16 protein-coding genes, 1 other RNA gene and 1 other annotated feature are annotated in these 20,102 nt (G+C 42.7%); of the genes, 2 read left to right on the forward strand and 15 right to left on the reverse strand.

The features are described from left to right. Nucleotides 1-11: 11 nt before the first annotated feature. From recD2 to cymR, 5 genes are all read right to left on the reverse strand, one after another. Nucleotides 12-2,396, reverse strand: coding sequence for an SF1B family DNA helicase RecD2 (gene recD2, locus NSQ64_RS14115; RefSeq protein WP_061419791.1), 2,385 nt, complete (start codon nucleotides 2,394-2,396; stop codon nucleotides 12-14). A 19-nt stretch (nucleotides 2,397-2,415) separates the two neighbouring features. Beyond that, on the reverse strand, nucleotides 2,416-3,069 hold the full coding sequence (locus NSQ64_RS14120) for a tetratricopeptide repeat protein (protein ID WP_341017034.1): 654 nt from the start codon (nucleotides 3,067-3,069) through the stop codon (nucleotides 2,416-2,418). 61 nt (nucleotides 3,070-3,130) lie between these two features. Beyond that, nucleotides 3,131-4,249 carry a tRNA 2-thiouridine(34) synthase MnmA gene (mnmA, locus tag NSQ64_RS14125; protein WP_008342709.1) on the reverse strand — a complete coding sequence of 373 codons (1,119 nt, stop codon included), beginning with the start codon at nucleotides 4,247-4,249 and terminating at the stop codon, nucleotides 3,131-3,133. Between the two features lie 94 nt (nucleotides 4,250-4,343). After that, complete coding sequence (locus tag NSQ64_RS14130) at nucleotides 4,344-5,486, reverse strand: cysteine desulfurase family protein (RefSeq protein WP_058336590.1); 1,143 nt, start codon at nucleotides 5,484-5,486, stop codon at nucleotides 4,344-4,346. Nucleotides 5,487-5,504: 18 nt separating this feature from the next. Continuing rightward, the gene (gene cymR, locus NSQ64_RS14135; protein ID WP_008342713.1) at nucleotides 5,505-5,924 is read right to left on the reverse strand and encodes a cysteine metabolism transcriptional regulator CymR; all 420 of its coding nucleotides are present in this window, start codon (nucleotides 5,922-5,924) and stop codon (nucleotides 5,505-5,507) included. Between the two features lie 207 nt (nucleotides 5,925-6,131). Between cymR and NSQ64_RS14140 the strand changes: the two genes are divergently transcribed. Continuing rightward, nucleotides 6,132-7,397: a replication-associated recombination protein A gene (locus NSQ64_RS14140; protein WP_008342715.1), complete on the forward strand. Its 1,266-nt coding sequence runs from the start codon at nucleotides 6,132-6,134 to the stop codon at nucleotides 7,395-7,397. 32 nt (nucleotides 7,398-7,429) lie between these two features. On the opposite strand, the gene NSQ64_RS14145 is transcribed toward NSQ64_RS14140, so the two are convergent. From NSQ64_RS14145 to NSQ64_RS14165, 5 genes are all read right to left on the reverse strand, one after another. Further along, the gene (locus NSQ64_RS14145; RefSeq protein WP_008342718.1) at nucleotides 7,430-8,194 is read right to left on the reverse strand and encodes a tRNA threonylcarbamoyladenosine dehydratase; all 765 of its coding nucleotides are present in this window, start codon (nucleotides 8,192-8,194) and stop codon (nucleotides 7,430-7,432) included. Between the two features lie 92 nt (nucleotides 8,195-8,286). Continuing rightward, nucleotides 8,287-8,467, reverse strand: a non-coding RNA gene (gene ssrS / locus NSQ64_RS14150) — 6S RNA. A gap of 77 nt (nucleotides 8,468-8,544) precedes the next feature. Continuing rightward, the gene (gene aspS / locus NSQ64_RS14155) at nucleotides 8,545-10,323 is read right to left on the reverse strand and encodes an aspartate--tRNA ligase (RefSeq protein WP_026050119.1); all 1,779 of its coding nucleotides are present in this window, start codon (nucleotides 10,321-10,323) and stop codon (nucleotides 8,545-8,547) included. A gap of 18 nt (nucleotides 10,324-10,341) precedes the next feature. After that, on the reverse strand, nucleotides 10,342-11,616 hold the full coding sequence (gene hisS / locus NSQ64_RS14160; RefSeq protein WP_072368032.1) for a histidine--tRNA ligase: 1,275 nt from the start codon (nucleotides 11,614-11,616) through the stop codon (nucleotides 10,342-10,344). A gap of 73 nt (nucleotides 11,617-11,689) precedes the next feature. Beyond that, nucleotides 11,690-11,929: a binding site (T-box leader), on the reverse strand. Between the two features lie 58 nt (nucleotides 11,930-11,987). Beyond that, nucleotides 11,988-12,158, reverse strand: coding sequence for a YrzK family protein (locus tag NSQ64_RS14165; protein WP_003216250.1), 171 nt, complete (start codon nucleotides 12,156-12,158; stop codon nucleotides 11,988-11,990). A 137-nt stretch (nucleotides 12,159-12,295) separates the two neighbouring features. Here NSQ64_RS14165 and NSQ64_RS14170 point away from each other — a divergent pair, with 137 nt between their 5' ends. Beyond that, nucleotides 12,296-13,876, forward strand: a complete 1,581-nt coding sequence (locus NSQ64_RS14170; RefSeq protein ID WP_341017037.1) for an SH3 domain-containing protein — start codon at nucleotides 12,296-12,298, stop codon at nucleotides 13,874-13,876. Nucleotides 13,877-13,968: 92 nt separating this feature from the next. Here the strand turns inward: NSQ64_RS14170 and dtd are convergent, their stop codons facing one another. The 5 genes from dtd to NSQ64_RS14195 form a co-directional block, all read right to left on the reverse strand. Next, the gene (dtd, locus tag NSQ64_RS14175) at nucleotides 13,969-14,412 is read right to left on the reverse strand and encodes a D-aminoacyl-tRNA deacylase (RefSeq protein ID WP_008342725.1); all 444 of its coding nucleotides are present in this window, start codon (nucleotides 14,410-14,412) and stop codon (nucleotides 13,969-13,971) included. Nucleotides 14,413-14,430: 18 nt separating this feature from the next. Then, on the reverse strand, nucleotides 14,431-16,641 hold the full coding sequence (locus NSQ64_RS14180) for a RelA/SpoT family protein (RefSeq protein WP_008342726.1): 2,211 nt from the start codon (nucleotides 16,639-16,641) through the stop codon (nucleotides 14,431-14,433). A 142-nt stretch (nucleotides 16,642-16,783) separates the two neighbouring features. After that, a complete protein-coding gene (locus NSQ64_RS14185; RefSeq protein ID WP_008342729.1) occupies nucleotides 16,784-17,296 on the reverse strand; it encodes an adenine phosphoribosyltransferase in 513 nt (170 codons plus the stop codon). A 23-nt stretch (nucleotides 17,297-17,319) separates the two neighbouring features. Continuing rightward, nucleotides 17,320-19,653, reverse strand: a complete 2,334-nt coding sequence (gene recJ, locus NSQ64_RS14190; RefSeq protein WP_035390967.1) for a single-stranded-DNA-specific exonuclease RecJ — start codon at nucleotides 19,651-19,653, stop codon at nucleotides 17,320-17,322. An 81-nt stretch (nucleotides 19,654-19,734) separates the two neighbouring features. Further along, the gene (locus NSQ64_RS14195; RefSeq protein WP_025207709.1) at nucleotides 19,735-20,091 is read right to left on the reverse strand and encodes a LapA family protein; all 357 of its coding nucleotides are present in this window, start codon (nucleotides 20,089-20,091) and stop codon (nucleotides 19,735-19,737) included. Nucleotides 20,092-20,102: the final 11 nt, after the last annotated feature.

Consider the following 20,102-nt stretch of genomic DNA (forward strand, 5'->3'; position numbering starts at 1 on the left):
AAGGAAGCCATTTACTCTTGCATAAAATCAAACGGGGTGATTCCCTCCATGCCAATATTGGCATCGTGTACGCTGAAAGGAAGTTCTTTTTGGAGGGCTGCTAGCTCAGCGTCCATGATTTCTTCCGTTTCAGTAAGACGCATGGTTAAAGACGTTTGTCTGAGGGAGTCTTCATTATTTTTCACGCCCCACTCTAATGCTGATTCCTCGCCGCACAAAATTAAAAACTTTTTACTTCGTGTAATGGCCGTGTAAAGCAAATTTCTTCGAAGCATTCGATAATAACTTCTCACGACTGGCAGCACCACGATTGGGAATTCACTGCCCTGAGATTTATGAATCGAGCAACAATAAGCGTGTGTAAATTGATGAAAATCTTTTTTCGTAAACGTGATTTCGTTTCCATCAAAGGAGATGACCGCCATATCTTCTTTTTCCGTGTTTTCTTTCGCATAAAAGATCGAGACAATTTCGCCAATATCTCCATTAAAAATGTTATTCTCCGGCTGATTGACAAGCTGAAGTACCTTATCACCTGTCCGGTAGACGACATCACCAAATGGAATCTCTCTTCCTTTTGGCTTTTTAGGATTCAAAATTTGCTGGAGCATTTTATTCAGTTCATTAATGCCTGCTTTTCCTTTATACATCGGGGCAAGCACTTGAATGTCCTTTGCTGAATAACCCTTTTGCGCAGCATTGCTGACCACTTTCTCGATGACTTCTTTCATTTGGTCACTAGAGCATTGAATAAAGGATCGATCCTTCGAGCGTGCAGTAATATCCTTTGGCAATACACCATTTTTCATATCATGCGCAAGCTCAACAATTGTTGAACCGTCTGCCTGCCGGTAAATATCAGTTAGTGTAACTGCCGGTATAGCTTGTGACGCAAGCAGGTCTCTTAACACTTGACCAGGTCCGACAGATGGAAGTTGATGTTCGTCTCCAACCATAATGACTTGAATATGATCTGGGATCGCCTTAAACAAATGGTTCGCCAGCCAAATATCCAGCATACTCGATTCATCAATGATGACAAGCTTCCCTTCAATCGGCTGGTCTTCATCATGTGAGAAGCCTTCTGATCCATTCCAGCCTAGCAACCGGTGAATGGTCACAGCAGGAAGTCCAGTGGATTCTGTCATTCGTTTCGCAGCACGTCCAGTTGGTGCGGCAAGCACGAACGGAAATGCTTCATCTTTTTTATAATCACCCGGGTCAAGAGATACGCCGTGAAGATCGCTGTAAAGCTCGACAATCCCTTTAATGACCGTCGTTTTCCCTGTCCCCGGTCCGCCTGTTAAAAGCAGCATTGGAGACATGAGTGCCTTTTGAATGGCTTCTTTTTGGGTTGGTGCATACTGGACACCAAGCCGTTCCTCCAGTTCACCGAGTGCAAGCAGAAATTCTGATTCAGGAAATTGATCTGCATATTCCGTTTGAGCGACAATTTTTTGAATGCGTTTTGCCACACTTTGCTCCGCATAAAAGAGCGACGGATGATAACAGCGCTCATCTTCAATAATCATGTCTTTCCCTTCACCAAGTGCAATGATCTGATTGGCAACGTCCATTTCAGTCACTTTGTAGTCATTGCCGGTTTGATTCAGCAGTTTACGGGTCTCGACAATCAGATCTTTCGTTTGTATGTACGTATGACCGTCCTGCAGGCTTGCTGTCTCAACGGTATACAAAAGGGCTGCACGAATGCGGTCTGGATCATTTCCAGATATCCCTGTTCTAGCGCCGAGTTCATCTGCTTTAATAAATCCAATCCCCTCGACGTCTTTGACGAGCTGATAAGGATTTTCTTCAATTTTCTGCAACGTTTCACTCTCGTATACTTGGTAAATCTTCATGCTAAGCTGAGGACCAAAACCATATTGATTCAGGCTGATCATGATTTGCTCAAGCCCTTGATGCTCTTGGAGTGCGGCAGCCAGCTTATCGGCCTTCTTTTTTGACAGGCGAGGGACGTCATACAACACAGACGGATCACGCATAATTTGATGAAGCGTCTGATTGCCAAGCTTGCCGACGATTTCTTCCGCCGTCTTTTTTCCAATCCCTTCAAACAAGTCACTAGAGAGATAATGAATGATGCCTTGCTTTGTTGTAGGGACTTCCTTTTGAAAATGAGTGGCTTGAAACTGCTCGCCAAACTTCGGATGACTTGTGACCTTGCCATAGAAGGTGTAGGTTTCCTCCTCATGAAGCGCTGGGAAGTACCCTGTGACAGATGCTGTTTTTTCCTCTAAATTCTCTGATGTTTCAATGACTTTTACTTTTAACACCGAGTATAAATTACTTTCGTTATGGAAAATAACGGCTTGAACCGTCCCTTTTAAAAACGGTTCGTCTTCAAGCTTCATTTGATCTGGATGTTCCTGCACAGGTCTTCCCTCCTTCCGGTTATTCTGCCTCTTGAATCAGCTTTTGCGCATGCAATGCAAGCATATGATCAGGCTGCACGTTAATGGCTTTTCCTAGCATTTCAAGCGCTTCGTCCTTTTTTTCTAAATACGCATACGCAACGCCTGCATTATAAAAGGCGTCTGCATGCTGCGGATCTCGCGTAATCACTTCAGTAAAGACTTCGACTGCTTCCTCCAGCAGATGTTCATTCGCTAAGCACATGCCAAATTGAAATCTTGCTTCGTTGTCTTCTTCGTTTAGCTCAACTGCACGCTGAAGATAAGGCATCGCAAGCTTTGGCTGCTCTAATTTCATCAGTGTCTGCCCTAACATATAAAACAAATCACTGTTTTCCATTCCAGCTTGTAGCGCTTGCTCAAAATAGTCTTTCGCTTTCATAAAGTCTTCTTTCATCGTGTAAACATTTCCTGCTCCGTAATAGGCTGCAGCTGCTGTATGATCAAGTTCAATGGCTTTTTGAAAGAAGTTCAAAGCACGTTCAAATTCATGAACACTTGAAAGTAAATTCGCAAAGTTGATATATGGAACCGGGTCCTTTGGGCTTTCTTCAATGGCTTTCGTAAAAGCTTCAGCTGCCTGTTCGATGTTCCCTTGATTTAAAGCTTCAATACCGATTTCGTTATGATTCATTCGCTCTCTTCATCCTTTCATTAAAAAACCTCAACAGCGACGTTGAGGTTTTTAACACATGTTACACATACGACAGCTTTTGGCCATCTTTAAAGACATCGTCAATGGTCCCGCCGCCAAGACATTCTTCGCCATCATAAAAAACAACAGCTTGTCCTGGAGTGACAGCACGAACGGGTTCATCAAAGATCACCATTGCTTCCTGCTCACCTGTCATTTTGACTTTTACATGATGGTCTTCTTGACGGTATCGGAATTTCGCTGTGCATGTGAGTTCACCGTTTTCGCCGACAATATGAGGACGAGTCCAGCTGATGTTAACAGCTGAAATACTTTCAGAGTATAAAAGCGGATTGTGGAAGCCTTGTTCAACAAATAAGATATTTTTCTCTAAGTCCTTCCCAACAACAAACCACGGATCACCGCTTCCGCCAATGCCAAGTCCTTGGCGTTGACCGATCGTGTAATACATGAGTCCATCATGTTCACCTTTTACTTCTCCGTCCATTGTCTGCATCACACCGGGCTGTGCAGGCAAATATTGGCTAAGGAACGTTTTAAAGTTTCTTTCCCCAATAAAGCAGATGCCCGTAGAATCTTTTTTCGTTGCTGTTGCGAGCTCTGCTTCTTTCGCTAATTCACGCACTCTTTTTTTCTCTAAATCGCCGATTGGGAACAATACTTTATCAAGTTGTTCTTGAGTCAGCTGATTCAAGAAATAAGTTTGGTCTTTGTTTGTATCAAGACCTCTTAGCATTTTCACTTCATCGCCGGTTCTGTCGACACGGGCATAGTGGCCTGTTGCCAAATAATCCGCTCCAAGCGACAATGCATGCTCAAGAAATGCTTTGAACTTAATTTCTTTATTACACATGACATCTGGGTTCGGCGTTCTGCCTGCTTTATATTCATCAAGAAAATATTGAAACACTTTGTCCCAATACTGTTTCTCGAAATTCACTGCATAATATGGGATTCCAATCTGGTTACAAACACGAATGACATCCTCATAGTCCTCCGTTGCTGTACATACACCATTTTCATCTGTGTCATCCCAGTTTTTCATAAATATGCCGATCACATCATAGCCTTGCTCCTTTAACATGAGCGCAGCAACTGATGAATCGACGCCTCCGGACATACCGACCACAACTCTTGTGTCTTCAGGTCTTTTTGTCATCTTCATCAACTCCAATTTCAATGAAACAACGTGCGCGTTTCGTTCTTCAGGTGCCTAGCTGTTTCATTTTTCACACACGAACAAAAGGGAGCATTTATTTGGCTAGGCGTTTCACGACAGCCGCTATCTTATGCGCCGCCTGCTTCACATGTTCCTCTTCATTTCCAAGACCGAAGCTTATTCTGACTGAGGATGTCAGCTCTTTTGCTTCTTCACCATACATGGCGCTTAATACGTGCGAAGGAAGGACAGATCCAGCCGTACATGCTGACCCGCTTGAAACAGCAATCCCTTCCATATCTAAGTTCACAAGTAACGATTCAATAGAAACGCCCGGGAAGTGGACATTTAAAATATGCGGCAATGTCTCTTTCGGATGTCCATTGATAGAGAAATTGAGTGATTCCTCTTCGAATACTTGCAGCATCGCTTCTTTGAGCTTACCATAATGCACTGCTTTTTCTCTTCTATTTTGCTTTGTTAATTGAACTGCTTCTGCAAGCCCAATGATTCCCGCCACATTTTCAGTGCCAGCACGGCGTTTTCTCTCTTGTTCTCCTCCGAATAGCTGTGGAGAAAGTTTTACACGCTCATTCACATATAAAAAGCCTGTTCCCATCGGGCCATTTAGTTTATGACCGGACGCAGATAAGAGGTCGATATGAAGTTCTGTGACATCAATTGATATTGTCCCAAATGCCTGTACAGCGTCTGTATGAAAATAAGCAGTGTGTTCGTGTAAAAGTTGACCAATTTCTTTAATTGGCTGAATCACACCCGTTTCATTATTGCCATACATGATGGTCACAAGAATTGTATCGTCTCTTAGTGCTTGTTTTAATTGATCAAGATGAATCAATCCAGTGTGATCCACATCTAAATACGTCACATCAAAACCAAGCTTCTCTAAGCGTTCGCATGTATGCAGCACTGCATGATGCTCAGTTTTTGTTGTGATGATATGTTTTCCTTCATGCTGCCTTGCCATTGCCACACCTGTAATGGCCAAGTTGTCTGCCTCTGTTCCCCCGCTTGTGAGGATGATCTCCTGCGGCTTACAGTGTAATTCTCCTGCAATGACTTCCCTTGCTTCATCGAGCCACTTTCTTGCCTCGCGCCCATATGAATGAATACTAGAGGGATTGCCAAATATCTCTGTAAAGTAAGGCATCATCTTGTCCACAATTCGCTGATCCATCGGCGTTGTAGCTGCATGATCTAAATAGATACGTTCCATTTACGGTACACCTCTGATCTAAATATAGAACATATACGCCTCTTGATCCTCGTCATCTTTATAGCTTGCCAAGTCTTCAAGAGTTGTATTGTCCAGTACGTCTTTTACTGCATCACGAATACGAATCCAAAGTGCACGCTTTGCTGGTTCTTCGTTTTCAATCACTTCAACAGGACTAATAGGTCCTTCTAATACACGAATAATATCACCGGCTGTAATCTCGTTTGGCTCATGGGCAAGCACATAGCCGCCATACGCTCCGCGGATACTTTTCACAAGACGTGCATTGCGAAGTGGTGATACAAGCTGCTCTAAATAATGCTCAGACAAATCATTGTTTTGAGCGATTGATTTTAATGATGTAGGGCCTTCGCCATGTTTTTTGGCTAATTCGATCATGATCGTCAGACCATATCTGCCTTTAGTAGAAATTTTCAAGTTAAACACCTCTGCGTTTTCTATTTCTATGTCATCAATTATTTTTCTGATTTCATATACGCTTATATAGACCAAAAGCAATTATATCATACTTTTAGCCAACTTTCATTTGCGGGTTCTGAGCTCAAAACGAGGACGCATCCCTTTTCTATTTGAAGAAATTTCGGTACTCTATACAAACAAGACATTGCTTTAGGAGAGATAATCATGAAACCTTTAGCGTATCGGATGCGCCCAAGTCATATTGGAGACATTATTGGGCAGGAGCATCTCGTTGGGGAAGGTCAAATTATTAGACGAATGGTCGAGGCAAAACATTTGTCCTCGATGATTTTATACGGACCGCCGGGAATCGGCAAAACATCCATTGCAACTGCAATCGCTGGCAGTACAAGCATTGCCTTCCGTACATTGAATGCGGTGATTCATAACAAAAAAGATATGGAAGCTGTCGCCGCTGAAGCGAAAATGAGTGGTCAGGTCATCTTGATTTTAGACGAAGTCCACAGACTCGATAAAGGGAAGCAGGATTTTCTTCTTCCGTATTTAGAAAATGGCATGATCATTTTAATTGGCGCGACAACAGCTAATCCGTATCATGCGATTAACCCAGCCATCCGCAGCCGGACACAAATATTTGAGCTGAAGCCGCTGGAAACAGAGCAAATTAAAGCTGCATTATCTCGAGCTTTACAGGATGAACATCGCGGGCTTGGCGGTTATTCGGTCAAAGTTGATGAGGAGGCAATGAATCATTTTGCAAATGGATGCGGAGGAGATGTGCGTTCCGCTTTAAATGCACTTGAACTAGCCGTCTTATCGACAAAAGCGGATGAATCTGGACAGATCACGATCACTCTAGCTGCAGCAGAAGAATGTTTACAAAAAAAGAGCTTCTCGCATGATAAAAACGGTGATGCCCATTATGATGTCCTCTCGGCTTTTCAAAAATCCATTAGAGGATCTGACGCAGATGCTGCGCTTCATTACCTTGCAAGACTCATTGAAGCGGGAGACCTTGAAAGCATTTCGAGACGATTACTTGTGATGGCTTATGAAGATATTGGCTTAGCCAGTCCGCAGGCAGGGCCACGTGTGTTAAGCGCTGTTCAAACAGCTGAGAGAGTTGGTTTTCCAGAAGCACGAATTCCACTCGCTAATGCCGTGATTGAACTGTGTCTTTCTCCAAAGTCAAACTCCGCTTACCAAGCGATTGATGCGGCACTGCATGATATTCGCACGGGGAAAATTGGTGAAGTTCCCGTTCATTTAAAAGATGCCCACTATAAAGGAGCAGCAGCACTTGGAAGGGGCGCCGATTACTTATATCCGCACGATTATGAAAATGGCTGGGTGAAGCAGCAATATTTACCTGATCCGCTGAAAAACAAACAATATTATGAACCAAAGCAAACTGGAAAATTTGAAGGTGCACTAAAGCAAGTGTATGAAAATTTAAGACGGCAAAAATAAAAAAAGCCCCCTGCTCTAGGCAGGCGGGCTGTTTATTTATCTTTCACACGTGTAATCGGAATGTCTTTTAACAGTTTCATAATGACATGACCACCCATGATCAGTCCAGCCACAGATGGAACAAACGCATTGGATGATGGCGGCATTTGTGCCTTACGAATTTTCGCTTCATCATTTCCAACTTCTTTTCTCACATCTTCACGAATGACAATCGGACTTTCATCAGAGAAAATAACTTCTATTCCCTTACGAATGCCTTCCTTCCGCAGGCGTGTTCTGACGACTTTCGCAATTGGGTCTGTATGTGTTTTCGAGATGTCATCAATTTTAAAGCGTGTCGGATCTGTTTTATTTGCAGCACCCATACTCGAAATAATGTTCACATCGCGTTTCAGGCACTCTTTCATTAAATGAATTTTATAATGAATTGTATCTGATGCATCAATGACATAATCAAGTGGATACTCAAAGAATTGTTCATATGTTTCTTCTGTATAAAACATTTTGAGCGCAACAACTTCACATTCTGGGTTGATGTCAGCAATTCTTGCCTGCATTAAGTCAACTTTAGGCTGACCAACCGTTGATAGCAGAGCTGGCAGCTGCCGGTTTACATTTGTAATATCAATATCATCTTTATCAACAAGAACAATACGGCCAACACCTGAACGAGCAAGAGCTTCTACTGCAAAAGAACCTACGCCGCCTACTCCAAGCACTGCAACTGTACTGTTTTTTAATATATTTAAGCCTTCCTTGCCAATGGCAAGCTCGTTTCTTGAAAACTGATGTAACAAGTGCCTCACTCCACCTTTATTTAAAATGAATCGAAAGAATCATATCATATTCAGAGTTCTCCGTCATCCTTCTCAAATAGAAAAAAACACAAAAAAGTCCCGATCACGCCGCCAGCTTTTCCTTCGTTTTGAACCCCGCACCATGCAGGTGGGTGCTTTCTCCCTCACTTTATAAGTCCTCAGAAGAGGCATTTATGCAGAAAGGAAAGGCAAGCTCCCGTAGAAAAAAATGTTCGGTCAAAACTAGGTAACCACCGTACGTATCAGGACTTTATTTATTGGTTGATGAAAGCATATCATAGGCATGTCCCTTTTTCAAGCGTTTACATGCCTATAAACATGCGCCTATTTTACTGTTTTACTTTTGTTTTAATAGCCAAACTCAGTTCATCTAGCTGCGCTGCGCTTACAGTGCCAGGAGCATCTGTGAGAACACAGCTTGCACTTGCCGTTTTCGGGAACGCAATGGTATCTCTTAGGTTAGATCGGCCGGCAAGCAGCATCACTAAGCGGTCAAGTCCAAGCGCAATTCCGCCGTGCGGAGGCACACCATGCTCAAATGCATCAAGAAGGAAGCCAAACTGATCGTACGCTTCTTCTTTAGAAAAGCCAAGTAAACCAAACATTTTCTCTTGAATGTCCTTTTCAAAAATACGAATAGAACCTCCGCCAAGCTCATAGCCGTTCAGCACAAGATCATACGCTTGAGCTTTCATATCTTCTGGACTTGTTTCAATTAATTCAAGATCATCACGAACTGGCATTGTGAAAGGATGATGAGCAGCATAGAAGCGGCCTTCTTCTTCATCTTTTTCAAGGAGCGGCCAGTCGACTACCCATAAGAAATTGAAGACAGACTCATCGATGAGTTTAAGCTCTTTGCCAAGTTTTAAACGAAGTGCGCCAAGCGCATCATGGACAACAGACGTTTTGTCAGCGACAAAAAGTAAAAGGTCGCCTTCTTCAACTTGAAGCTGTTCTTTTAATTCTGCTTGTTTTGACTCATCAAAGAATTTAGCGATTGGTCCTTTTAACTCTGTCCCTTCAGCTTTTAGCCAAGCGAGACCTTTTGCACCATAGTTCGCTGCAAATGCACCAAGTGCATCGATGTCTTTTCTTGAGTAGTTTGCTGCAGCCCCTTTGACATTAATGGCTTTGACAGCTCCGCCATTGTTTACAGCACCGCTGAAGACTTTGAAATCTGAGTCTTTTACCGTGTCTGAAATGTTGACAAGCTTCATGTCAAATCGGGTATCTGGCTTGTCAGAACCATATGAATTCATCGCTTCATCGTACGTCATACGAGGTAATGGCAATGTCAGGTCAACGCCTTTGACATCTTTCATCACCTTTGCCATCATCTCTTCAGCAAGCGTCATGATGTCTTCTTGGCTCATAAAGGACATTTCAATATCGACTTGTGTAAATTCCGGCTGACGGTCAGCACGCAAGTCTTCATCTCTAAAGCAGCGAGCGATTTGATAGTAGCGGTCCATCCCAGACACCATGAGCAATTGCTTAAATAATTGCGGAGACTGCGGCAGCGCATAGAATTCTCCTTCGTGTACACGGCTTGGCACAAGATAGTCACGCGCACCTTCTGGCGTACTTTTTGTTAAAATTGGCGTTTCAATGTCTAGAAAGCCGTGATCATCTAAGAAATGGCGGAATGCTTTTGTGACTTCATGTCGCATTTTCATCGTTTCAAACATCGCAGGGCGGCGAAGATCTAGGTAGCGATATTTTAAGCGCACATCTTCTGATACCTCATCTGCTTGATCAGAAATCACAAATGGAGGCGTCTTGGCTTCATTTAAAACAGTGACTGTGTCGACTTGAATTTCAATTTTACCTGTTTTTAAATTTGGGTTGATCGTGGCTTCTTCTCTTGCGACCACTGTCCCTTTAATATCAAGGACATATTCATTCCGAATCGATTCTGCTGTCTCAAGAGCCTCTTTTGATTGGTCTGGATGAAAGACAACTTGCACAATGCCTGTACGATCACGCAGGTCAATAAAGATTAATCCGCCAAGGTCACGACGTTTTTGTACCCATCCTTTTAATACAACGGTTTGACCGATTTGGTCTTCTGTTACTTCTCCACAATAAAAAGTTCTACCAAACACAAACATTCCACTCCTTCTTTACGCTTTCTGGTGGGCTTTCATCATTTGAATCAGCTCATCAAGCTTCACTTCAATTTGCTCACCCGTTGTCGTATCTTTTACATTTACAATTTGCTGCGCCAGCTCATCTTCACCAAGAACTGCAATAAACTTGGCTTTCAAGCGGTCTGCCGCTTTAAATTGTGCTTTTAGCTTTTTCCCTGTATAGTCCATTTCACTTGAAATGCCTTCTTTTCTTAGGCGATTCAATAAGCCAACAGCATAATCTTTTGCTTGATCTCCTAATGCCGCAATATATAAATCAATGCCGTCTTGAACAGGAAGCTCAATCTTCTCTGCATCAATCGCTGATAGGAAACGTTCAATACTCATCGCAAAGCCGATACCTGGTGATTCAGGACCGCCAATTCCTTCAACAAGTCCATCATAACGGCCGCCGCCGGCTAATGTTGTGATCGCGCCAAAGCCTTCTGCATTACTCATAATCTCAAAGGCAGTGTGATTGTAATAATCAAGACCGCGCACTAAGTTCGGATCGACGACATATTCAATGCCTAGATCGGTTAAGTATTGTTTTACTTTTTCAAAATAAGTCCGTGATTCTTCATTTAAGTAATCTTGAATGGATGGTGCCGTTGCCATCAGTTCGTGATCGCGGTCCTTTTTACAATCAAGAATACGTAATGGATTTTGATGTAAACGAATTTGGCAGTCGTGACAGAATTCATCAATTCTTGGTTCAAAATGCTCAACAAGTGCTTGACGGTAATCTGCACGGCTTTCTTTGTCACCAAGGCTGTTAATGACGAGTTTTAAGTTGGAAAGACCTGCTTTCTCATACACACTCATCGCTAATGAAATGACCTCTGCATCAATGGCAGGATCTTTTGAACCGATCGCTTCAATTCCGAATTGATAAAATTGACGATATCTTCCCGTTTGCGGACGCTCATAGCGGAACATTGGTCCAATGTAGTACAGCTTTGTAGGCTGTGAAGGCTGTGCAAACAGTTTATTTTCAACATAAGAACGGACAGTTGAAGCTGTTCCTTCTGGGCGAAGTGTGATGCTACGTCCTTTTTTGTCTTCAAATGTGTACATCTCTTTTTGAACGATATCTGTTGACTCGCCTACTCCTCGTGCAAACAGTTCTGTATGCTCAAAAATCGGTGTGCGGATTTCTTTGTATTGAAAGGCTGCACATGTATCTCTCGCAATTTGTTCAACATACTGCCAGCGTTCTGATTCTCCCGGTAAAATATCCTGTGTGCCTCTTGGAATATTAAAACTCATTTTTCGTCCTCCTACGACCATCATTCATTTTTTATGTGGACATATAAAAAACCCCCGCCTCTACTATGTGTATAGTAGGGACGAGAGTTATACCCGTGGTGCCACCCTAGTTGGAACATGATCTAGCCATGTTCCCGCTCAAATCCTTAACGCAGATTCACGTTCTCCGCCTAATGACTCATTTTTTGAGTGTTCAGCAGGAAACCTACAGAGTGTTCTTTCGTGATAAATGCCATGCGGATTCGCTTTCAGCCTAAGGCGATTCCTCTCTGCTCACGCAATTTACCCTACTATTCTCTATCATCAGTTCCACATTTTAAATTTTCAAGTGTGTTGATTTATATTATAATAAGGTCGGTGCTGCCACTCTGTCAACCCTTGCCGTGTCTCTTTTTCTTTTCCAGCTCTTCTTTTGACGTGCATCCGTATTCAGATGCCGTTTCTTCAAGGAAGCCTGGTTGATCCATTTCGTCGTGCTGCCAGCGGTCGATATCACGATGTCCATTATATTGCACTCGTCCTAATTTTCTGCTTAATCTCATGTTTGTACATCCTTTTATCACATTTTTATCTAGTATAAACAGATTGATTCAATTTTATTAGGGAAACTGCAAGGAATTCATCCATTACATAACGAATTAACATTCATCGGTTTTACAAGGGAGGGGAAAACACCGTTTTGAATCTGAAAACACACCATCACATGATGTTGCTGCTCACCTGTTTTGTCCTCATTGCCAGCACTTGGCCAATGACACATGCGACGGCTCAAACAGATCAAGCTGTCGTTGCAACAGATGAAATCAATGTGCGAACCGGACCTGGTTTAAGCTACGGGATCGCAGCAGTTGTGAAACGAGGAGAAAGCTACCCGATTCTCACTGAACAAGGAGAATGGGTACAGATCGCGCTATCGAACGGACAAAAAGGCTGGGTCGTCTCATGGCTGATTACCAAGTCATCTGATGCACAAAAGCCTGCTAAGCAAAAGACGCAAGGTCAAAGTACGCAAGGAAGCAGTTCAATTACGTCAACAGCCTCTGACCTTCGCATTCGGACAGGCCCAGGGACTTCCTATCAAGTCATTGGCACTTTCCCGCAGGGCGCTTCCGCTAAAAAGCTGGACACAAGCGGCGAATGGACAAAAATATCGTACAAACAAGCGGAAGGCTGGGTCCACTCTGATTATATTTCTGGCGGACAAAACGCTTCTTCATCCAGTTCAGCTGAGCCCGCTCGTTCTAAACAGTCCGGCACAGTTGGCGTATCAAGCTTGAATGTTCGAAAATCGGCGGCACCAAACGCACAAGTGGCCGCTTCACTTTCCCGCAACACTCAAGTCACCATTTTACGGGAGCAAAATGGCTGGTATGAAATCGAAGCAAAAGGCGTTAAAGGCTGGGTTGCAAGTTATTATATTGTCTCAAACCAAGGAACAAGTGCAGCACCTGAAAAGAATTCATCCTCTTCGTCATCTCATCAGAAAGCGTACATCGTTTATGATGGAACGAATATTAGAAAAAGCGCTTCTACCTCTGCTGGAATTGCAGAAAGAGCAACAAAAGGAGCTGCTTATCAAATTGTTCGTACGCAAGGTGACTGGTACGAGGTGACATTATCAAACGGCGGAACAGGCTACGTGGCAAGCTGGGTCGTTCAAACAAAGAAAAATAGCAGCGAAGCACCAAGACCTCAGCAGGATTCATCGTCTGGCACTGGATCTTTAAAAGGCAAAACAATTGTTCTTGATCCTGGGCATGGCGGAAAAGACAGCGGCACAATCGGCGCAGACGGTGCATTTGAAAAGAATATCACGATCAAAACCGCTCATTTGCTGGCGGGTAAGTTAAGAGCTTCTGGAGCAAATGTCTATTTAACAAGAAGTGATGATACATTCATTAGCCTTCAATCGAGGGTTGCCACTTCACATTACCGAAATGCAGATGCATTTATTAGTCTTCATTATGATAGTTTTATGGACCAAAGTATCAGAGGGAGCACCGCATATTATTATCAGGCATCCAAAGATGAACGTCTGGCGACAAGCGTTCATACGGAAGTCGCAAAACGATCACAGATCCCTGATAAAGGAGTCAAATTTGGAGATTATTTTGTTTTAAGAGAAAACAAGCGCCCTTCCCTTTTATATGAACTCGGCTATTTAAGCAATCCTCAAGAAGAAGCGATCATTTATAGCGCCTCTTACCAAGAACGAGTGACAGAAGGAATGACAGAAGGATTAAAACAATATTTCCGATAGAAAAAAGAGGCCGCGCGCCTCTTTTTTGATACCAAAAGAAAAAGACTCTAAACAAACTCTCAGCAAGAGTTTATCTACAGTCTAATGTCTTTCTATTCTTTGCTGTCCATCAACATGGTGACAGGCCCCGAATTGGTCAATGAGACGTCCATCATCGCCCCAAAACGTCCAGTTTCAACATGGATGCCTTTTTCTCTAAGCGTTTCATTGAAGCATTCGTAAAGTGAATTCGCTACATCCGGTTTGGCAGCTTTCATAAAGTTCGGCCGTCTGCCTTTTCTCGTATCACCATAAAGGGTAAATTGAGACACAGACAGTACACTCCCTTTTACATCTAACAAAGAATGATTCATTTTCCCGTTTTCATCTTCAAAAATACGCAAGTGTGCGAGCTTTTCAGCTAAGTAATGCACATCTTCTTCTGTGTCTTCATGTGTAACCCCAACGAGCACCATATAGCCTTCATTGATGGCACCTGTGATCTCTTCTTCTACTTTCACAGATGCACTCGTCACACGCTGAACAACAAGCCTCATAGACGATATACTTCCTTTCTAATTCATAAATCGGCGAACTGAGTAAATGTCTTTGATTTGTTTGATGCGTTCGACCACTTTGTGCAAATGGTTAATATTTTGGATAAAGATCGCCATATGGATCGTCGCCACTTTGTTACGATCAGACTTACCAGAAACCGACGAGATGTTCGTTTTGGTTTCGTTGACTGCTTGAAGCACCTCATTAAGTAAGCCGCGTCTGTCATATCCTAATATTTCAATTTCCACATTGTATTCTTTACGGTTTCGAGCAGGCTGTTCATGCTCCCACTCAACCGGGATTAACCGTTCCTGCGCTTCTCCTGTCTTCACGTTCGGACAGTCATCACGGTGAACAGATACGCCACGGCCTTTTGTAATAAAGCCAACAATGCTATCACCAGGAACAGGATTACAACACTTAGATAAACGGACAAGCAAGTTATCAATGCCTTTCACTCGCACGCCAGCTTCCCGTTTTTTCCCGTGATATGGTTTTGACTCTACAGACACTTCTTGAACGGTTTTCTCTTGTTCTTCCTGATCTCTTTGTTTTCTTTCTTTTTCCGTTAAACGATTGGCGACTTGGAGTGCCGTAATTCCGTTATAACCAACGGCTGCATACATGTCCTCTTCATTTGAGAAATTAAATTTATCGGCCACTTTTTGCAGATTTTCAGCGGTCAAGATGTCTTTAACATCGAACTCAAGGTTTTTGATTTCTTTCTCCACAAGTTCTCGGCCTTTTTCGACATTTTCTTCACGGCGCTGTTTCTTGAAAAACTGTCTGATCTTGTGCTTCGCTTGGGAGGTTTGGGCAAGTTTGACCCAATCCTGGCTTGGTCCATAGCTATGCTTAGAAGTCAGAATTTCAATAATATCACCTGTTTTTAGCTTATGATCAAGTGTAACCATTTTACCGTTGACTTTGGCTCCGATTGTTTTATTCCCAATTTCCGAATGAATCCGGTATGAGAAATCAATTGGTACGGAACCAGACGGCAGCTCGATGACGTCACCTTTTGGTGTAAATACAAACACCATATCAGAGAAGAGATCGATTTTTAACGATTCCATAAATTCTTCCGCATCTGTGGATTCATTTTGGAATTCAAGGATTTCTCTAAACCAAGACAGCTTCTTCTGGAAAACGGCTTCTTCCGTCGATTCTGCTGACTCTTTGCCTTCTTTATACGCCCAATGTGCGGCAATTCCGTATTCAGCAATTTCGTGCATTTCCACTGTACGAATCTGAACTTCAAGCGGGTCCCCTTTTGGACCAATCACCGTTGTATGAAGAGACTGATACATGTTCGGCTTTGGCATCGCAATATAATCCTTAAATCTGCCTGGCATCGGCTTCCAGCATGTATGAATAATACCAAGTACCGCATAGCAGTCTTTAATGCTGTCAACCAAAATACGTACAGCCAGCAAATCATATATTTCATTAAATTGCTTATTTTGCATGACCATTTTTCGATAAATACTATAAATATGTTTCGGTCTGCCGGAGAATTCAGCCTTAATGTTCACCTCAGACACGCGGTCTTTTACTTCATTGACAACCTCGTCCAAGTATTCCTCACGTTCCGCTCGTTTGCGCTTCATGAGATTCACAATCCGGTAGTATTGCTGCGGATTTAAATAGCGGAGGGCTGTATCTTCAAGCTCCCACTTAATCTTTGAAATCCCTAATCTGTGCGCAAGCGGTGCAAAGATTTCAAGGGTTTCATTTGAAATTCTTCGTTGCTTTTCCTGCGGAAGGTGTTTGAGTGTTCTCATATTGTGAAGACGGTCTGCCAGCTTAATTAAGATGACGCGAATATCCTGCGCCATTGCAACAAACATTTTACGATGGTTTTCAGCCTGTTGTTCTTCTTGTGATTTATATTTAATCTTTCCGAGCTTTGTCACACCATCAACAAGCATGGCTACTTCTTCGTTAAAATGCTCTTTTAAATCTTCTAATGTCACATCCGTGTCTTCGACAACATCATGCAAGAAGCCGCCAGCAATGGTCGAAGGGTCCATTTCAAGATCAACAAGAATTCCCGCCACTTGAATAGGATGGATAATATAGGGCTCACCGGATTTCCGGTATTGCTCCTTGTGAGCATTTTCAGCATATTCGTATGCACGCTCTATAAATTGAATATGTTCAGCGGACAGGTATTCTCTTGCCTTATCAATGACCTGCTGCGCCGTTAAAACTTGTTCGTTCGCCATGGAATCACCTTTTTAAATGAAAACTGTATTGTAGTTTATTATCAAGAAAAATTCGATAGATGTAAAGAGAAGAAGTCCGCTAAAAGATTTTTGATAGGAAAAAAGCACCCTTCTTACTGAGTGCTTTTTTCGTAAAACTCCATTAGTATTGCATTAACGTCAAGATGTCGTAACCGTCAAGCTTCTTTCTGCCATCAAGATACGTCAGCTCAATTAAAAATGCAATCCCTGCCACAACGCCGCCTAATTCTTCAACCAGCTTGATGGATGCTTCAATCGTTCCACCTGTCGCAAGCAAATCATCTGTGATCAGTACACGCTGACCAGGACGAATTGCATCTTTATGAATCGTTAATACATCTTTACCGTATTCCAAACCGTAATCGACTTTGATGACTTCACGAGGAAGCTTTCCTTCTTTACGAACTGGGGCAAAACCTACACCAAGTGCGTATGCTACAGGGCAGCCAATAATGAATCCACGCGCTTCAGGTCCAACAATGAGATCAATGTCTCTTTCCTTCGCGTATTCAACGATTTGATCCGTTGCATAACGGTACACTTCGCCTTTATCCATTAACGTTGTAATATCTTTAAATTGTACACCTTCCTTTGGGTAGTCAGGTACAACTGTCACATATTGTTTTAAATCCATCTTTTCCTTTTCCTCCTCGTACGTCAAAGCACAGGTGAGACTTCGCTCATCATGCTATTCAGCCATTCCTTCAGCTCTTTGGCTGAGGAATATGTTAGTGTTTGATCGAGTTCCATCAATCGTTGTTTTGCTGTATAAGACGATGATGCGGTTAAATCTTTTTTAGGGGCATCACGCACTATTGACAGCACACCATTCTCTATTTTAACAAAACCGAGTTCAAAAAACACCTTTGTCATAAAAATGATTGTATCTTTTGTCCAACCTCTATGTTTGGCAAGCTCCATGCCTTGTTCTTTAATAGGAAAACTTCCCCGTTTGAACAAGAACCCATAAAACCATTTGAATTGATCACGGCTCGGGAATGAGGACATAAAGTGATCTTCTTTCCGCTGAAACACCGTATAAATTCTTGCTGGTTGTTGATTTTCTAAAAGCAGCTTGAGCAAGTGTTCATCGGCAGGAACATCGGCAAAGATCACATACTTTTCCTGCACATCAAACGTGGATACATTTTCTGCATCAATAAGGTGAATCGGAATATCCACCAGCTCCGATTGCTTTTTTGTTTCTTCGTCAAAACAGAAGACCATTGTTTTTGCTGGATCAAGTGTTGATACTTTCTTTTCCCAATCTTTTTTCCCGCGTAAATCAAACAGCTGCCATTCATCGACTCTAGCGTCTTTTAGCATGAGCTGAGGTTTCTTTCGGTTATTCCATTCATTAATCGAGACCTCGCCAACGACAGAGATTTGACTCCCTGGGACAAGTTCTTCTTTTAGTTTGCCTTGGTGAAAACCGACACAGTCGAGCAGCTTGTCTTCGTCTTTTAGTGACATTTTAATGTGATTTTGATTGGCCCCGATCGTTCGGATGTCTTCAAGCTGGGCGTCTTCAATCATAATGAACGGCTTAGGATTCTGCATGCCAAACGGGGACAGCAGTCCCACTTCTTCAATGGCTTGCACCGTCATTTCGTCCACTTTACATACTGCATCGACCCGTTGAATTGGAATGAAATCTTCTTCTGTCAACGTTTCATTTGCATATTGATTCAATCTTTCCCTAAGTAAAGGAACATCATCCGCTTGAAGTGTCATTCCAGCTGCCATCGGGTGTCCACCGAAATGCGGCAGGATGTCACGGCACTTGCTCAAATGGAAAAATAAATCAAAGCCAGGAATACTTCGTGCTGACCCTTTCGCCATCTGCGTTTCTTCATCTATTCCAAGCACAATCGCCGGACGAGAAAATGTATCCGTCAATTTTGAGGCAACAATGCCGACAACGCCTGGATTCCAGCCAGCTTTTGCTACGACGATAGCAGACTGGTCAGCGCCTGTCTCTTCGACCATTTGAATGGCTTCTTCCGTGATCGTACTCACAATTTTCTGCCGTTCTTTGTTCAATTCTTGTACAAAACGAGCGAGTTCTTCTGCTTCATCCATATCCTCAGTCATGAGAAGATGAACAGCCGGATCTGCCTGCTCAATTCGTCCAACAGCATTCAGCCTTGGCGCAATTTGAAAGCCGACCGTTTCCTCATTTGCTTCTTCAAGAGTGGCGCCTGCTTCTTTTAATAACGCTTTTAATCCAGGCCGTCTAGATTGACGAAGCTGCATCAGACCTTTTTTGGCAATCCATCTATTTTCATCATGCAGCGGGACAAGATCCGCAATTGTACCGATTGCAGCAAGATCTAATAATTCTACTGGGAGTTTACCGAGGAGTGCATGTGCCACTTTAAACGCAACACCGACACCCGCCAGCTCTTTAAACGGATACTCACACCCTGGCTGCTTAGGATGTACAATCGCAAGTGCCTCAGGCAGTTCCTCGCTTGGTTCATGGTGATCTGTGATGATCAGGTCTAATCCTATTTCTTTTGCAATACGTGCTTCATTTACAGCAGCGATCCCTGTATCCACAGTGATGACAAGCGATGCTCCTTGCTCTTTGATATATCGGAAAGCCTGTTCGTTTGGCCCATATCCTTCTTTAAATCGATCTGGAATATAAAAGTCTACCTTCGCAGATCGTTCTTTAAGTGTATGTAAAAGTACAGAAGTACTTGTCACACCATCTGCATCATAATCTCCGAAGATCACAATCGATTCCTGCTCTTCGATCGCTTTGTTGATGCGCTCTACTGCTTCTTTCATTCCTTTTAATAAGAATGGATCATGAAATTCGGCTTTTTGATCAAATAAAAAAGACCTCGCTTCTTCTACTTCTTCGAGCCCTCTTTGTACAAGAAGTGATGCAGTCAGCGCTGAAATATTCAGATTTTCAGAGAGTGATTTCACTTTTTCTTCGCTAGGATGTTCATATTCCCAACGCATTTTGGATAATAACATAAATTCACCCCTCAACCACACTATTATACTAGAGTGGACTGAGGGGTTTCAATTTTTATTTTATGAAATTGTACTGGAAGATTATTTTTCCTTCCGGTCAAAAGACGCTGGCTGTTCTTTTAAAGGTGTGACATTCGTTTTCTTTTGAACGTCTTTGTCTACCTTTTTTGGAGAAGCAGTAGGGGCAGTCACAGTGGCTGCACGTTCAGCTTTTAATGCTTTTAATTCACGTTTTAGTTTCACAATTTGGAAAATCCCCGCAAAAGCCACAATGAGTCCGCCCATCAGAACAGAACCGATAATGACAAGGATCAGCGGCCATTCAGCCGTTCCAAATAAGTAGTCTACCTGTACAGGCCGCACGTTAATAACAGCAAATACTGAGACAATTAATACGAAAATAAATGCGAGTATGATGGTCCATTGTTGTTTATTCATCTACAAATCCC

The sequence above is a fragment of the Bacillus sp. FSL W8-0183 genome (assembly GCF_038006825.1).
Lineage (GTDB): Bacteria > Bacillota > Bacilli > Bacillales > Bacillaceae > Bacillus > Bacillus altitudinis.

Coding starts and splice junctions, on each gene's coding strand:
- hisS (WP_072368032.1), bottom strand. CDS start 11,616: ATGAGTTTTAATATTCCAAGAGGCACACAGGATATTTTACCGGGAGAA.
- mnmA (WP_008342709.1), bottom strand. CDS start 4,249: ATGACAAAAAGACCTGAAGACACAAGAGTTGTGGTCGGTATGTCCGGA.
- NSQ64_RS14195 (WP_025207709.1), bottom strand. CDS start 20,091: ATGAATAAACAACAATGGACCATCATACTCGCATTTATTTTCGTATTA.
- NSQ64_RS14185 (WP_008342729.1), bottom strand. CDS start 17,296: ATGGATTTAAAACAATATGTGACAGTTGTACCTGACTACCCAAAGGAA.
- recJ (WP_035390967.1), bottom strand. CDS start 19,653: ATGTTATTATCCAAAATGCGTTGGGAATATGAACATCCTAGCGAAGAA.
- NSQ64_RS14165 (WP_003216250.1), bottom strand. CDS start 12,158: ATGAGATTAAGCAGAAAATTAGGACGAGTGCAATATAATGGACATCGT.
- NSQ64_RS14140 (WP_008342715.1), top strand. CDS start 6,132: ATGAAACCTTTAGCGTATCGGATGCGCCCAAGTCATATTGGAGACATT.
- dtd (WP_008342725.1), bottom strand. CDS start 14,412: ATGAGGCTTGTTGTTCAGCGTGTGACGAGTGCATCTGTGAAAGTAGAA.
- NSQ64_RS14180 (WP_008342726.1), bottom strand. CDS start 16,641: ATGGCGAACGAACAAGTTTTAACGGCGCAGCAGGTCATTGATAAGGCA.
- NSQ64_RS14120 (WP_341017034.1), bottom strand. CDS start 3,069: ATGAATCATAACGAAATCGGTATTGAAGCTTTAAATCAAGGGAACATC.
- NSQ64_RS14130 (WP_058336590.1), bottom strand. CDS start 5,486: ATGGAACGTATCTATTTAGATCATGCAGCTACAACGCCGATGGATCAG.